The sequence below is a fragment of the Synechococcus sp. W55.2 genome (assembly GCF_047461635.1).
Lineage (GTDB): Bacteria > Cyanobacteriota > Cyanobacteriia > Thermostichales > Thermostichaceae > Thermostichus.
On sequence record NZ_JANSHM010000071.1, the window covers coordinates 1 to 14,598 of the forward strand.

13 protein-coding genes are annotated in these 14,598 nt (G+C 57.9%); 7 read left to right on the top strand and 6 right to left on the bottom strand.

From position 1 onward, the window contains the following. The first annotated feature begins 208 nt into the window (after positions 1–208). Positions 209–1,078 (top strand): hypothetical protein, encoded by an 870-nt coding sequence (locus NW828_RS11940; protein WP_414384103.1) that lies wholly within the window; start codon positions 209–211, stop codon positions 1,076–1,078. A gap of 44 nt (positions 1,079–1,122) precedes the next feature. Here NW828_RS11940 and lgt read toward each other — a convergent pair whose 3' ends face one another. After that, complete coding sequence (lgt, locus tag NW828_RS11945; RefSeq protein WP_414384104.1) at positions 1,123–2,262, bottom strand: prolipoprotein diacylglyceryl transferase; 1,140 nt, start codon at positions 2,260–2,262, stop codon at positions 1,123–1,125. 447 nt (positions 2,263–2,709) lie between these two features. Here lgt and NW828_RS11950 point away from each other — a divergent pair, with 447 nt between their 5' ends. Both NW828_RS11950 and NW828_RS11955 read left to right on the top strand, forming a co-directional pair. Beyond that, positions 2,710–3,090, top strand: coding sequence for a molybdopterin-dependent oxidoreductase (locus NW828_RS11950; RefSeq protein WP_414384106.1), 381 nt, complete (start codon positions 2,710–2,712; stop codon positions 3,088–3,090). Positions 3,091–3,273: 183 nt separating this feature from the next. Continuing rightward, a complete protein-coding gene (locus tag NW828_RS11955; RefSeq protein WP_414384108.1) occupies positions 3,274–4,482 on the top strand; it encodes a Coenzyme F420 hydrogenase/dehydrogenase, beta subunit C-terminal domain in 1,209 nt (402 codons plus the stop codon). A 279-nt stretch (positions 4,483–4,761) separates the two neighbouring features. On the opposite strand, the gene NW828_RS11960 is transcribed toward NW828_RS11955, so the two are convergent. Then, positions 4,762–5,958 carry an aspartate aminotransferase gene (locus tag NW828_RS11960; RefSeq protein WP_414384110.1) on the bottom strand — a complete coding sequence of 399 codons (1,197 nt, stop codon included), beginning with the start codon at positions 5,956–5,958 and terminating at the stop codon, positions 4,762–4,764. Positions 5,959–6,118: 160 nt separating this feature from the next. Between NW828_RS11960 and der the strand changes: the two genes are divergently transcribed. The 3 genes from der to NW828_RS11975 all read left to right on the top strand — a co-directional run bounded on the left by der (position 6,119) and on the right by NW828_RS11975 (position 9,331). Then, positions 6,119–7,498 carry a ribosome biogenesis GTPase Der gene (gene der, locus NW828_RS11965; protein WP_414384111.1) on the top strand — a complete coding sequence of 460 codons (1,380 nt, stop codon included), beginning with the start codon at positions 6,119–6,121 and terminating at the stop codon, positions 7,496–7,498. Between the two features lie 23 nt (positions 7,499–7,521). After that, complete coding sequence (smpB, locus tag NW828_RS11970) at positions 7,522–7,986, top strand: SsrA-binding protein SmpB (protein WP_011432891.1); 465 nt, start codon at positions 7,522–7,524, stop codon at positions 7,984–7,986. Between the two features lie 139 nt (positions 7,987–8,125). Continuing rightward, positions 8,126–9,331: a BMP family lipoprotein gene (locus NW828_RS11975; RefSeq protein WP_414342732.1), complete on the top strand. Its 1,206-nt coding sequence runs from the start codon at positions 8,126–8,128 to the stop codon at positions 9,329–9,331. Positions 9,332–9,342: 11 nt separating this feature from the next. On the opposite strand, the gene NW828_RS11980 is transcribed toward NW828_RS11975, so the two are convergent. Further along, complete coding sequence (locus NW828_RS11980) at positions 9,343–9,945, bottom strand: glutathione S-transferase family protein (protein WP_011432893.1); 603 nt, start codon at positions 9,943–9,945, stop codon at positions 9,343–9,345. Positions 9,946–10,092: 147 nt separating this feature from the next. Next, complete coding sequence (tnpA, locus tag NW828_RS11985; protein WP_414384118.1) at positions 10,093–10,533, bottom strand: IS200/IS605 family transposase; 441 nt, start codon at positions 10,531–10,533, stop codon at positions 10,093–10,095. A gap of 296 nt (positions 10,534–10,829) precedes the next feature. Here tnpA and NW828_RS11990 point away from each other — a divergent pair, with 296 nt between their 5' ends. Next, positions 10,830–12,074, top strand: coding sequence for an RNA-guided endonuclease InsQ/TnpB family protein (locus tag NW828_RS11990; RefSeq protein ID WP_414384112.1), 1,245 nt, complete (start codon positions 10,830–10,832; stop codon positions 12,072–12,074). A gap of 13 nt (positions 12,075–12,087) precedes the next feature. Here NW828_RS11990 and NW828_RS11995 read toward each other — a convergent pair whose 3' ends face one another. Continuing rightward, the gene (locus NW828_RS11995; RefSeq protein ID WP_414384114.1) at positions 12,088–13,218 is read right to left on the bottom strand and encodes an aromatic ring-hydroxylating oxygenase subunit alpha; all 1,131 of its coding nucleotides are present in this window, start codon (positions 13,216–13,218) and stop codon (positions 12,088–12,090) included. Positions 13,219–13,462: 244 nt separating this feature from the next. After that, positions 13,463–14,554, bottom strand: a complete 1,092-nt coding sequence (gene era, locus NW828_RS12000) for a GTPase Era (RefSeq protein ID WP_414384116.1) — start codon at positions 14,552–14,554, stop codon at positions 13,463–13,465. Positions 14,555–14,598: the final 44 nt, after the last annotated feature.

The following is a 14,598-nucleotide window of genomic DNA, read 5'->3' on the forward strand; positions in this document are numbered from 1 at the left end:
CTGTAAAAAAGCCAATATCTTCTGCCATTTGTTTTCATCTAAAAAAACCAACTTCATCCTCTTTCCTCTATAAATTACTCTCTCTATCCTAACATAAGATCAACACGACCTACTCAAAGCTTTGCGGGATACCGCCATTCTGTTTGGAAACAAACAGAATGCTATCGCTGCATAGTTGAACAGTGATGTTCAGCAGTGTTCAGCGTAAATGTATCAGGCACAGCTGGATGTGCTCCTCTACCCGGAAGTGGGCATTGACCCGGTCTGTGCCCAACTGGCCGCCCTCCGCTTGGCGCCGGTACAGGCGATGGCCTGGGGCCACCCGCAAACTTCTGGCCTGCCGACAATAGACGTTTTCCTCAGCAGCGAGCTGATGGAGCCGCCGGACGGGGCCGGCCATTACACCGAGCAGCTCCTGCCCCTGCCTGGCATCGGCACCTACTATATTCCCCTAGAAGTTGACCCTGCCCCTGTGGACTGGCAAGCTTGGGGGGTGGATCCCGACAGGGTGCTTTACCTCTGCGCCCAATCCCTATTCAAGTACTTACCTCAGTACGACGAGGTGTTCCCCCGCATCGCCCGGGAAGTGGGGAAGTGTCAATTTCTATTTTTGCGGGGCCGCCTCTCCCAAGGGATCCGCGAGCGCTTTTGGCAGCGGCTGCGACGAGCCTTTCAGGCCTATGACCTAGCTGCCGAAGAGTATGTGGTGCTCCTACCGGAACTCTCGCCTGCAGAATATGCCGCCTACAACGCCCTGGGGGATATTTACCTGGATAGCCTCGGCTGGTCAGGGGGCAACACCACCCTGGAAGCCCTGCCCCACGGCCTGCCCATCGTCACCTTGCCCGGATCCCTGCTGCGGGGCCGCCACACCTACGCCATCCTGCAGCAGATGGGGATCCTGGATACCATCGCCCACACCCTCGATGAATACGTCCAGATTGCCAGTCAGTTGGGCTTGGATCCAGAGTGGCGAGAGCAAATGGGCCAACAGGTGAAGAGGCGCCAGGAGCGCGTCTACCGAGATCGGACCCCCATCCGCGCTCTGGAAAAGTGGTTGCAAAGTCTAAAGACCTGAGGGGGTAGTTTGGGTATAACCTGACCTAGCCTGAGGCCCCGGCGCTAGCTTGCTTGGGCCAGCCCTTCCTCAGTGGGATCCCGCCCTTCCAGACGGCAGAACAGTTGCCGCATCAGCAGCTCCCGTCGAGCCAGAGAGAGGTGGGGGGCAAGGGCGCTGGGAAAGTGGGGCATGGCTAGGGTAACACGATCCAACAGGTCGGCGCGGCGGTGTTGTTGCTGGATGGCCCAAGCCCGCTGCACAAGGTCTGAAGCTGTTTCCAGCTCCAGCCCTGCCTGCTCGGCCAACCAAGCTGCTAATCGTTCTAGGTCGGGATCATAGCGCAGCCGGTACATGTAGATCAGCATGCCGATCCCAAGCACTAGGCCCAAGGCGCTGGCCACGTAGGCAGCCTTGATGGCAGTTCTCGGCAGATAGGCCACCGCCGACACGCGCAAGATTTCGTAGGGGATGCGGATCAGGCTATAGCCGACAACATAGGTCCAAACCCAAGTGCCATCTTTGAGTTTGGGAAAGCGCCAGAACATTCCCATCAAGAGGGCAAATAGAAGCAGGTTGAGGACGCTTTCGTAAAAAAAGATGGGGTGAAAAAACTCAAATTGGCTGTATTCCGGCTCGCGGGCTTGGGGAGGAATGTACACCCGCAGCGGCCAAGGGCTGTCGGGAGGAATAGGGGCACCGTAGGCCTCAGAGTTGAAAAAGTTGCCCCAGCGCCCGATGGCTTGGCCCAAAATCAACCCCGGCGTGAGCACATCGGCGTACTTCCAGCCGTTGATCCCGGTGGTGCGGCAATAGAGGTAAAGGGCAAGCGCGCCGGCCAACACCCCACCGTGGATGATGAGACCCCCCTGCCAAATGGCAAAGGCCGAGAGGGGGTTGTCTTGGAACTCTGACCAGTGGGTGAGGACGTAGTAGAGGCGGGCGCCCAGAAACCCAGATATTACCAACCACAGGGCCAGTAGCTCCACTCGCTCACTGGCTTTGCCAGGCTCTTTCTCTAGATGACGAGATTCTGCCAACGCTTTGGTCAAGATCAAGCCGACCAACACGGCCACTGCCATCAATAGGCCATACCAGCGTAGGCCCAGCCCTCCCACCAGCGGGGTGCCGGGGGGAAAGCGGAAGACAAATTCTCCAGGTGAGCTGAAGGTAAGGCCCAACAGCCCTGCACTCCATAGGTTCATCGACAACACGCTCTGCACCCCAAAATTGCTCAACTCAGTTCCACCAGTCGGCCTTATCAACCTCACCCGCTTGGGTTAGCGGGACGGAGTTCCTTCCGGGCTCTTCTCCCCTATCCCCGCCAGCCATTCACAGGCTCCAACAGGGATCCATTCTCCCCGATCCTGAAGCAGCGCCAGTCCTCGTTCCCGGTTGACCCGATCCTACAGGCCCGTCACGGACAAGATTCCACCCTAGAGCCCATACCTTTACCAAAAAGCTAGGTCCAAAGCCCCGCCCTTCCAGGACGGCTTTTGCCCTGTTAGACCTGCAATTAAGATGCACCCACGCTGGTCGGAGATGCCAAACTCCTCAAGGCCACTCCAGCGCAGTACCAAGCCTTGGATGACGGAGTACACCGGCCAAGTGGTGGGGCTGGATGGGGGCGACAGCAGTGGGCAAGCTGTGCCGTGTCTCCAGTCTTTGCGTTGTACCGAAAGGAGATGGAGGATGTCAACTGGACAGGGGTGTGGATCCCGGATGGGTTGCAGTTGGTATCCATTGCTCCTGAGGCCAAGGCGGTGATGCAACACTGTTATGGCGGCTACACCACCAACCTGACTCTGGAGGAGTTCATCCGCCCCGAAAACTACCTGGTTCATACCCTGGAAGGACAACCGCTCCCGGTAGGGCCGGTGCGCACTTTGATCCCTCACCCATATGCCTGGAGTTTCCCCCCTAAGATCAGCTGGGCTTTTGGGGGAGCAACGGCTACTACATGGGCGGTGAACCCTGGGCCGAAGAACGCTACAGCAATCTATAGAGGCTCTGAAATTTTGCGCTCCTTATAGCAGGGATCCCTCGAAGTTCTTTGCCGCTATCTGCCGTTTTGGCCGCAAACTGAAGAGAGCACCTTGGTTGCCGTTGCTGCGAACGCCTGAGGTGCCTGTGTCTTTAGATCTCAAAGAAAGCTTAAATAGCAAAGCTCAAAAGATCCATTGGACTCCATTCCGCTTACGCAAACACTAGAAATCATGGGATCCCGTTCACCGCGTCCAGCCCGGCCCATCCGTTCCGGCCGCTATCCGGCCAAAGAGCTGTGCAGCCAGTGCGGCCTCTGCGATACCCGCTACGTGGCCCACGTCAAAGAAGCCTGTGCCTTCTTGGACCAGCAACTGACCCAGTTGGAAGAACAGACCCACGGGCGATCCCGGGAATCGCTGCGCTCAGGATCCCTTGCCGTCACCGATACCGATTACTTCGGTGTCTACGAGGCGATGTACACAGCCCGCAAGCGGGATCCGATCCCTGGTGCCCAGTGGACGGGCATCGTCAGCAGCATTGGCATGAAGGCCCTCACCAGCGGCTTGGTGGAAGGGGTGGTGTGCGTGCAGGCGGATGCCCAGGATCGTTTTCAGCCCCGGCCCATCTTGGCACGTACCCCCGAAGCGGTCTTGGCGGCGCGGGTCAATAAACCAACCCTGTCCCCCAATTTGTCGGTGCTGGAGCAAGTGGAGCAAAGTGGCCTCAAACGCCTATTGGTGATCGGGGTGGGCTGCCAAATCCAAGCTTTGCGGGCTGTGGAAAAAAAACTGGGCCTAGAGAAGCTGTATGTGTTGGGCACGCCTTGTGTGGACAATGTCAGTCGCGCCGGGCTGCAAAAATTTCTAGAAACCACCAGTCGCTCCCCAGAAACGGTGGTGCATTACGAGTTTATGCAGGATTTTCGTGTTCACTTCAGACACGAAGATGGCTCAATCGAAAAGGTGCCTTTCTTCGGTCTTAAAACCAAGGAATTAAAGGATGTGTTTGCCCCCTCTTGCCTCAGTTGTTTTGATTATGTGAATGCTCTGGCGGATCTGGTGGTGGGCTACATGGGATCCCCCTTGGGCTGGCAATGGCTGCTGGTGCGCAACCAGCGGGGGCAAGAGCTGCTGGACTTGGTTTGGGAAGAGCTGGAAACCCAACCGGTGATCTCCCAGGGATCCCGGCGGGCGGCAGTGCAACAGGGGATCCCAGCCTACGATCAAGCCCTGACCCTACCGATGTGGTTGGCCCAGATCATGGGGGCGGTGATCGAGCGGTTTGGGCCACGCGGTTTGGAATATGCCCGTTTTTCCATCGATTCCCACTTCACCCGTAACTACCTCTATGTGCGCCGCCACTATCCGCACAAGCTAGAGCAGCACGTGCCCCCCTTCGCCCGGCGCATCGTGGAGCAGTATCAACTTCCCAAGGACTGAGAATTACGGTCATTTCGATTCAAGCCAGGACACTGCAACCACCCTAAAACTTTGAAGGAACGGGTCTATAGGGCTTTTCTCAGTGGCGCAGGCGTCTCACCCTAACCTGAAACGACCATATGCGGTCACTTCAAGTAGCCAATCAAAGGGTTTGTCGCGTTGATCCCTAGCTCCCCCTGGGAGAGAGGCCGGGGGTGATGGAGGATCGAGAATGGCTATTGATCTAAATCCTTCAGATCCTTGCCAGAAGGGATCCTCGCGGCTCCTTCATCCTATGGCTCAGCAGTAGCGGATCCCGGCTTCCGCCCAGCGATCGATGGCCTGCCCCATGCGCTCGCAATCGGCAATCAAGCTAATCCGCACGTAGCCTTCTCCCCCTTCTCCAAAGGCGCTGCCGGGAGTCACCACCACCCCGGTGGACTCTAAAACCCGTAGGGCAAACTCTGTTGATCCCTCGGGGGTGCCGTCGGCAGCGCGGGGGGTAGGGATCCAGAGATACATCGTCGCCCGTGGCGGCTCGATCCGCCAGCCCAACTCCGCTAGGCGGCCGATCAGATAGTCGCGCCGGCGACGGTAGCGCTCTTGTACCTGCTCCAGGTAGCTATCCGGCAGGCGCAGGGCAGTTTCGGCGGCCTTTTGGATGGCGGCAAAAATGCCGTAGTCGAGATTGGTTTTTAGAGTGCGCAAGCTCTGGATGATCTGGCGATTGCCCACCACAAATCCCACCCGCCAGCCGGCCATGTTGTAGGTTTTGGAAAGGGTATGGAACTCCACCGCCAAGTCCTTGGCCCCTGGGATCTGCAGCAAGCTGGTGGGCCGGTAGCCATCAAAAGCCAGCTCGGCGTAGCACAGGTCGTGCACTAGGATGAGACCGTAGCGGCGGGCAAACTCCACCACCTCCTCAAAAAAAGAGCGGGGCGCAACTGCCGCCGTCGGGTTGTTGGGGTAGTTAAAGTAGAGCACCCGCGCTTGCTGGGCCACTTCCGGCGGTATTTCTTGCAGATCGATCAACCACCCCTTCTCCGGTCGCAGCATCATCGGGTAGATCTGCCCCCCTGCGATCATGGGGCCGCGAAAATGGGCCGGATAGGCAGGGCTAGGCACCAACACCAGATCTCCGGGATCCACATAGGCCAGAGCCAGGTGGGTCAGCCCCTCTTTGGATCCCAGCAAAGGCAGCGCCTCTCCATTGGGATCCAGCTCCACCCCGTAGCGGCGCCAGTACCAATCCGTGATCGCCTGGCGGAAGCTGGCCGTGCCCTCAAAGGGCGGGTAGCCGTGGTGGGCGGGATCCGCAATGGCCGCCTGCGCCGCCTCCACCACCGGCTGTGGGGTGGGACCATCGGGGTTGCCCATGCCCAGATCGATCAAATCCAACCCCTGCTGGCGGGCGCGGGCCTTCAGCTCATCCAAGCGGGCGAAGACATAGGCGGGCAGCTTGTTCAGCCGCTGGGCGGGAACGAGAGCGCGGTTCATGGCAAGAATGGGGAAGGGGCACAGCCGGTGCCTGATGGGAGGATAGGTACCTAACTTACCGCCAGACCTGCATCCAAAGCAATGATCGAGATTGGCGGCTTTGGGCATCCGGGATCCCGAACAGCTAGGATAGATATCCCAAGTTATCGACGAGCCAACAGTGCCCCTACCTCTTGTGGCCATTGTGGGCCGCCCCAACGTGGGCAAATCCACCCTCGTCAACCGCATGGCGGGGGTGCGTTCGGCCATTGTGCACGATGAGCCCGGCGTGACCCGGGATCGCCTGTACCAGGAGGTGGAGTGGAACGGGCGCCGCTTGCGGGTGGTGGACACCGGCGGCCTGGTTTTTGGCGACGACAGCGAATTTCTGCCCCACATTCGCCAGCAAGCGATGGCAGCCATGGCCGAGGCGCAGGCCGTGATCTTCGTGGTGGATGGCCGAGAGGGACTGACACCCGCCGATGTAGAAGTGGCCGATTGGCTGCGCAAACAACCCCTGCCGGTGGTGGTGGCCGTAAACAAGTGCGAGTCGGGGCAGATGGGCCTGGCTCAGGCAGCAGCCTTTTGGGAGCTGGGGCTGGGGGATCCGATCCCCTGTTCCGGCATCCATGGCAATGGGGTAGCCGAGCTGTTGGAGGCGGTGCTGGCTCACTTGCCCGAAGTGACCGCAGAAGCCGCAGGCGAGCCAGATCCCATCGCCGTCTCGATTGTGGGGCGGCCCAACGTGGGCAAATCCAGCCTGCTCAATCGCCTGGTGGGATCCGAGCGGGCCATCGTTAGCCCCATTTCCGGCACCACCCGTGATGCCATCGACACCGTGGTCACCTGGGAAGGGCAGCCCTATCGCCTCATCGATACCGCCGGGATCCGCAAAAAAAAACGCGTGGAGTACGGCATTGAGTTCTTCAGCATCAACCGGGCCTTCAAGGCCATCCAGCGCTCGGATGCAGTGCTGCTGGTGATCGATGCTTTGGAGGGGGTTACCGAACAGGATCAGAGGCTGGCCGGGCGCATCGAAGAAGAGGGCCGCGCCTGCGTTGTCGTCGTCAACAAGTGGGATGCAGTAGAAAACAAAGATACCCACACCATCAACGAGTTCACCCGCGAGATTCGCGACAGGCTTTACTTTATTGAATGGGCGCCGCTCCTGTTTGTCAGCGCCCTCACCGGGCAACGCACCCACAAAATCTTTGAGCAGGTGAATACCGTGGTGGCCGCCCACCGCAAACGGGTTCCCACCGCTGTGGTCAACGAAGTGCTCCAGGATGCTCTTGCCTGGCAATCGCCCCCCACCAACCGCCAGGGCAAGCAGGGCAGAATTTACTACGGCACCCAGGTGGCGGATCGGCCCCCCACCTTTGTTCTGTTTGTCAACGATCCCGATTTGTTTAAGGATAACTACCGCCGCTTCCTGGAAAAGCACTTCCGGCAAAACCTGGACTTTACCGGTACCCCCATTCGCTTTCTCTGGCGCGGCAAATCCGAGCGCTTGGTTGGGCGGGCGGTGCGAAAATTGGAGAGATCCCTGACCTCTCGTTAGGCCCTCTGGTCTACTGAAAGCCTATGGCTGTGGATCCCAACGTCAAAACCCTGGTTGACAACCGTCGCGCCCGCTTCGAGTACGACATCTTGGAGACCTATGAGGCCGGGATCCAACTGACCGGCACAGAGGTGAAATCGATACGAGCGGGCAAAGCCAACCTGCAAGACGCTTTTGCCCTCTTTCGGGATGGGGAAGCATGGCTGCACAATCTGCACATCTCCCCCCATGACACCGCCAGCAAAGTGTTTAACCACGACCCTACCCGCCGCCGCAAGTTGCTGCTGCACCGCCGCGAGATCGACCGCCTACGGGGCTTGGTGGAACAAAAGGGCCTGACCGTGGTTCCCCTCAAGCTGGTGCTCAACCGCGGCTGGATCAAAGCCCATCTGGGCGTGGCCCGCGGCAAAAAGCTCCACGACAAGCGGCAGGCAATCAAAGAGCGGCAAACCCAGCGGGAGATTCAGCGGGAACTGAAGGAACGATAAATTTCTCCCTGAGCCCCTGCTGGCTTCCACGTCGTTTGCCAAGCGCCTTTTTGTATTCTCAGATACAGCGATCTGCAGCGGGATCCCGATGATGGATGTAGTCTTCCGGCTTTGGATCCCTGTTCTGTTGGAGCTGCCTGTGAACTGGAATCTTACCCGCGCTTTTTCTCCCTCGAGAGGCTGGGCTATTGGCCTGGCAGTCGCCGCTCTACTGGGATCCACCCCCACAACAGCGCAAGAGACCTTCAAAGTGGGCATGGTGCTGGTGGGGCCGATGCAGGATGGCGGCTGGAGCCAGGCGCATGTGGAGGGCAGCGAATACGTCAAGGCCAAGTTGCCCGGTGTCGAGTTTGATTACCTGGATAAGGTGAACCCGGCGGATCGGCCCAATGTGCGCGCCTCCCAGGTGGCGGATGACATGATCGCCCGAGGGGCCAAGGTTATCATCTTTACTTCTGATGACCACAAAGACGACGCGATTGAAACGGCCCGCAAGCATCCCGAGATTGCGGTTATCCATGCTTCTGGGGACATGGCCTGGAAGGAGGGGAAAAATTACATCGATCTGCCCAACTTGGCCAACATCATGCCCCAGATGGAAGCGATGCGCATGGTGGCTGGCTGTGCTGCAGCCCTGGGCTCCGAAACCGGCAAAATTGGCCTATTGGGACCTCTGATCAACGATGAAACCCGCCGTTACGCTGCTGCTGCTTACTTGGGGGCCAAATACTGCTGGGAAACTTACCGAGATCGTCCTGAAGAGTTGCAGTTCCGGGTGACCTGGATTGGCTTCTGGTTCAACATTCCAGGGGTTACTTTGGATCCAAGCAAGGTTGCCGATGACTTTTACAACAGCGGCTTTGATGTGGTGATGTCGGGGTTGGATACGCCGGAGGCGGCGGTACAAGGCAAGCGGGCTGCTGAGGCCGGAAAGCGAGTGCGCTACACCCACTACGGCCTGGCCAGCGGTTGTAACTTTGCGCCCGAAATTTGCCTGGGGGTTTCCTACTACAACTGGGGGCCAGGATACAAGCAATTGATCGAGGCAGCTCGCGCGGGCACCTTCGAGAGCCAATTCCTGCGTCCGCCCATCGACTGGTCGGATATCAACAACCCGGACACGTCTTCGGCAGGGTTCATCATGGGAGAAGCCCTGGAGCCAGAAGATAGGGCTAAGTTGGAGGAGTTCATCGCCGGCTTGGGGAATGGCAGCATTCAGCTCTTCAAGGGGCCGCTCAACTTTCAAGATGGCACGCCCTTCTTGGCTGAGGGAGATGTGGCCAGCGAGGTCGAGATTTGGTATCTGGGCCAGTTGCTAGAGGGCATGGAGGGAGCCAGCAACTAGCGGAAGGCGTTCTAGGCTCCGGGGAGGGGGAAGAAGCGGTCGGTGGCTTTCACCCGCTGACACCAGGCTCGGATCTGGGGAAAGGGCTTGAGGTCAAACCCGCCCTGCTCCGCCACATGGGTGTAGGTGAAAAGGGCGAGATCGGCGATGGTGTAGCGGTTGCCCACAAAAAATGCTTTCCCCTGCAGGTGGCCTTCCATGATCTCCAAGGCCTCTGTTCCAGATTTCAAGTTCTGGGCGATCACGTCAGCATGGGCCTCTGCTTGGCCGGCCCGCACCCAGAAGCGAGTGGTGGCGATGTAGCGGGCAATGCGGGTTTGTTCAAAAAGCAACCACTTCAAAATCTCGGCCCGTTCCAACTTGTTTTGGCCGTAGAGGGGGGTGTCTTCTGCCAGGTAAACCAAGATCGCGGCGGACTCCGCCAAGACCGTTCCATCTTCCAGTTCCAAAGCCGGGATCTGGCCCAGGGGGTTCTTGGCCAGGTACTCGGGGCGGCGGTTTTCTCCGGCCCTGGAGTTGACTTCAACGGTCTCATAAGGGATCCCCAATTGCTTGAGGAGCAATTCCACTTTGTAGCAATTTCCGGAGGTTGGGATCCCGTACAGTCGCAACATTGTGGTTAACCTCAGCCCAAAGCACCTTACAAAGAACTTCGTCCTAACAACGCCAACGGCAACCCAATCAACAAAAACCCTCTGTCCCTAACACTTTTTTAGCTAAACCGCCGAGAAGCCCCGCCCTCTGTCCGCAGGACGTTCGCGCTAGCGGCGCGGAGCGCTTGGGTCGGGATGAGAGGCGGGAGTACCTTGGTTTTCAATGTACTGGCGCAATACCGAGACTGTTACCCCACCGCATGAAGCGATGAAATAAGACTCGTTCCATAGCACATTTTTTCGGTATATCTTGCTGATGTAGTCCGCAAACTCGCTTCTCATCCTGCGACTAGAGACGGATTTGATGTTGTTTACCAATTTGGACAGATCTATCTGCGGATAGTACTGGAACAGCAGATGAACATGGTCTGCCTCGCCGTTGAACTCAATAAGTTTACAGCCCCACTTTTGGCAGAGGTCATACATGAATCCATGTAATCGCTGCAGCATTTCGCCGGTAAATACCTTGCGACGGTACTTGGTGGTTAAGACCAAATGTGCCTTCAAATCAGATACAGCTCTGCCGCTGGAAACGAAATCATGCTTCATGGCTGGTGACATACTCCCGACTCCGACTGATGGCAGTACGGAGTAGGCTTCTCGCTTCATCGGGGAGCCATCGCAAGAACCCTCCACGAGCAGACACGGAATGACCTACCGCGTAGTTGCACCAGATTCCGGCAAAAGCCGTTTTTGTGCAACTACTTCCATTATATCCCATGTGGGGGTATCTGTATCCCGACACTGACTCTACGGGTACACTGTGGAGCTTAGCTACCCCACACTCGACAAGCTAATCTCTGCTGGCGCTATAATCAGTGTAGCGGTTTCTGAGCACGCTTAAGATGAGGACTGCCTATCAGTACCGTCTGCGGCCTACCCCCAGTCAAGTTGTTCTGATGGAGCAATGGCTGGAGTTGTTGCGCAAGCAGTACAACTATCGGTTGGCAGAGCGGTTTAACTGGTGGGAGCAAAACCGCTGTGATATAAACGCTTGCCCCTTAATCTGTCATTTGCCTGAGCTGAGAGACAGGCCTGATTTCTACTCCCAAAAACGGGACTTGGTGAATACCAAAGCAAGGTTCCCCGAATACCAAGCAATCCATTCGCAAGTCCTGCAAAACTGCATAGAGCGAGTGCATAAAGCATTCGACCGCTGGCTGAAAGGCGACCGTAACGGCAAGAGAGCAGGAAGGCCGAGATTCAAAGGGGCGGGCCGGTATCGTTCCTTCACCTTTCCCCAGATGAAGCAGGACTGCCTTCAGGGGAAGTTCATTCATCTGCCCAAAATCGGAGCAGTAAAACTGATTCAACACCGTCCTTTGCCTGACGGGTTTGTTATCAAGACTGCCACTATCACCCGTAAGGCTGATGGGTGGTATGTGACATTAAGCCTGCAAGATGCGTCTGTCCCTGAATTAACCCCCGATTCGCCAACATCAGAGAACACGATAGGGATCGACATGGGGCTGGACTCCTTTTTGGTGACCGGTACAGGGGAGTCCGTCCCAGTGCCCCAGTATTACCGCCGCGCCCAAAAGCGGCTGGAGAGGCTGCAGCGGTCTTTATCCCGCAAGCAGAAAGGGTCAAACCGCCGTAAGAAAGCCTTGAGGCGAGTGGCCAAGGCGCACCTCAAGGTGGCCAATCAGCGTAAAGATTTCCACTACAAAGTAGCCAAGAAGCTGGTAAGCAAAGGGAAGCATATTGCGTATGAGGCGCTCAACACCAAAGGCATTGCTAGAACCCGACTAGCGAAGTCTATCTATGATGCAGGGTGGGGGCAATTCCTGCAAATTCTCGCAGTCAAGGCTGAAAGAGCTGGGCTGAGGGCGATTGCAGTGGATCCAAGCGGCACAAGCCAAAACTGTTCTCAGTGTGGTCAGAAAGTACCGAAAACCATTCGAGACAGATGGCACTCTTGCCCGCATTGTGGGCTAGAGCTGAGCCGAGACCACAACGCGGCGATAAACATCAAATACAGAGCGGTGGGGCATCCCGTTCTCAAAGCTCAGGAAATGTCCTTTACAGGAGTCACTGAGAAGCCCGCACTCTCTCGCTTTAGCGGCGCGGAGCGCTTTGCGTCAGCATGAGTGCGGGAGCATGTCACCAGCTTTGTTCTTCCAACTCCTGCATCTGCCGGCGGTATTCCCGCCCAAAGGCTTGCAGCAACCCTTCTGCATGGGAAAGAGGCCCTGCTTCATAGGCACGGGATCCCACCCCTTGCTGGGTGAGCTCGCACAGGTGCCAATCCTGTCGATTGGTGCGATCCCACAATTCCACCACCTCGCTGGGATCAAAACCATCCAGCGCCAAGGTCTCCGGCTCAAACAGCCAATCGCAGACAACCCGCGTCCGGTCGGATCCCTGGGGCCACAGAGTGTGGGTCATGACATAGTCCGGCTGCAGGCTCAAGAATAGATTGGGCATAAGGGTGTAGTAGTAGGCCCGCCGTTGGTTCTCGCCTCGCACGGTGGAGATCAGGGGCAAGCTGCGTTGGCCACTCATGTTTAGGCTGGTCACATCTGGATTGAGCAACATGTAGCCGCCCAAAAAGGGGCCTTCCATCAAGTCGTTGCGACCGCTGCGAGCCGGCGAAAGGCGGGCCAATTCTGGGTGAATGAGCGGGCAGTGGTAGCACTCAGAGTAGTTTTCAAACAGCAATTTCCAATTGGCTTGAACGTGGTATTCAATACGATGGCCTCGCCGCAAAGCAGACAGGTTCCACTCTCGGAAACGACCTTGCAATGGGGCAAAAACCTCATCGAAGGGCTGAGGATTGCGGCTGAGGTTGACCCAGACAAAGCCTTCCCATTCCACCAAAGCGGCTGAGTGGAGGGGATAGTCTTCACGGCGAAAGTCTTCCACCTCGTGCATCTGGGGAGCCGCCAACAATTGTCCATCCAGCCCATAGCGCCAGGCGTGGTAGGGGCAAGGGATCCCATCGGCAAAATGGCCTTGGGGCTCACTGCAGAGTCGGGTTCCTCGATGGCGACAGTGGTTGAAGAAGGCATGGGCTTGCCCCTTGGGATCCCGTACCAGGATCAGGCTTTCTCTGAGCACCTGCACCTGCAAAAAGTCTCCAGGTTGGGCCAGATCGGCACTGCGCCCCACGCAGAACCACTGCCGATAAAAAATCTGCTCAATCTCCGCCTCAAAGCGGCTGGAAGAAACATAGTAGTGGCCAGGCAGGGTGCGGGCGCCCGGTTGAACCGTAGCGGGATAGAAAGCGGTCATAGCGCGGGGCAGCAAAGCAAGATGGGAAAAACTGCCGTTGAACTCCAAAGGCTTTGCTATCCAAGCTAACGCAGGGATCCCATCCGGCATCTATTCCAAGCAGATCCAAGGCATTTTTAAGGCATTTTTGCAGCATTCCCCCCAAGCACGCTGTGCTGCTCGCGCAAATACCCCAGTCTCCTACCCACAAGGGGAGAGGGGGGCATAAGAACTCCGTCCTGCTGACGCAAATGGCTTATTCCCGCTAGGGGGACGTAGCGCTGTAGCCCAAGTCGCGCAGAAGGTGCTCAGAGCGCCGCCAGTGGGGCCGCACCTTGACAAACAGCTCCAGGTACACCTTGCCCAGGATCAGCTTTTGAATCTGCAGGCGGGCTGCCTGGCCGATCCGCTTGAGCCTTTCCCCCCCTTTGCCAATGAGGATCCCCTTTTGCGAGTCCCGCTCTACATAGAGGGTGGCCAAGATGCGGGTGACGTTGGGGGTTTCTTCCACCTGGTCGATGGTCACGGCCACGGAATGGGGCACTTCCTCGCGGGTCTGCAGCAGCACCTGTTCTCGGATCAGCTCCGCCATGATGAACCGCTCCGGCTGATCCGTCACCAGATCCGGCGGGTAGTAGTAGGGGCCGGTGGGCAGCAGATCGATGGTGGCTTGGATCAGGGGTGTCAAACTGCTGGGATCCAAGGCAGACACCCAAACGACAGGAGCGCCGGGGCGCAGGGCTTGGTAGCTCTCTTGGTGAGCTTGGCGCACGGCAGCATCCCGAGGAAGCAGATCCGCTTTGTTGCAGACGATCAGGCAGGGGGAAGCAGCAGGGATCCGCTCGGCAATAAAAGCATCCCCGCGTCCTGCCGGCACCGATCCATCCACCACGAAGAGGATCACGTCCACAGCGGCAATGGCTGCCTGGGCGTTGTGTACCAAGATTTCCCCCAGGCGGTGGTGGGGTTTGTGGATGCCAGGGGTATCCACCCAGATGATCTGGGCTTGGGGTAGGGAGAGGATCCCCTGCAGGCGGTTGCGGGTGGTCTGGGCCACGGGAGAGGTGATGGCAATCTTTTGTCCCACCAGGGCGTTGAGTAGGGTGGACTTGCCCACATTGGGCCGCCCGATCAGCCCCACAAACCCCGACTTAAACCCTGGCGGGGCAGCCGGGATCGCAGATAGTTCCCCACTGCTGACACGACCGGGCGCCGATTCCCCTTCTGCTGCAGCAGCGGAGGACTCTGTCCCGCCGTCGCCAATGGATCCCTGTCCCTCAGGGGAGGGATCCCTCCCGTCTGAAGGAGAATAGGGATGTCCGGCGCTGATACATTTACGCTGAACACTGCTGAACATCACTGTTCAACTATGCAGCGATAGCATTCTGTTTGTTTCCAAAC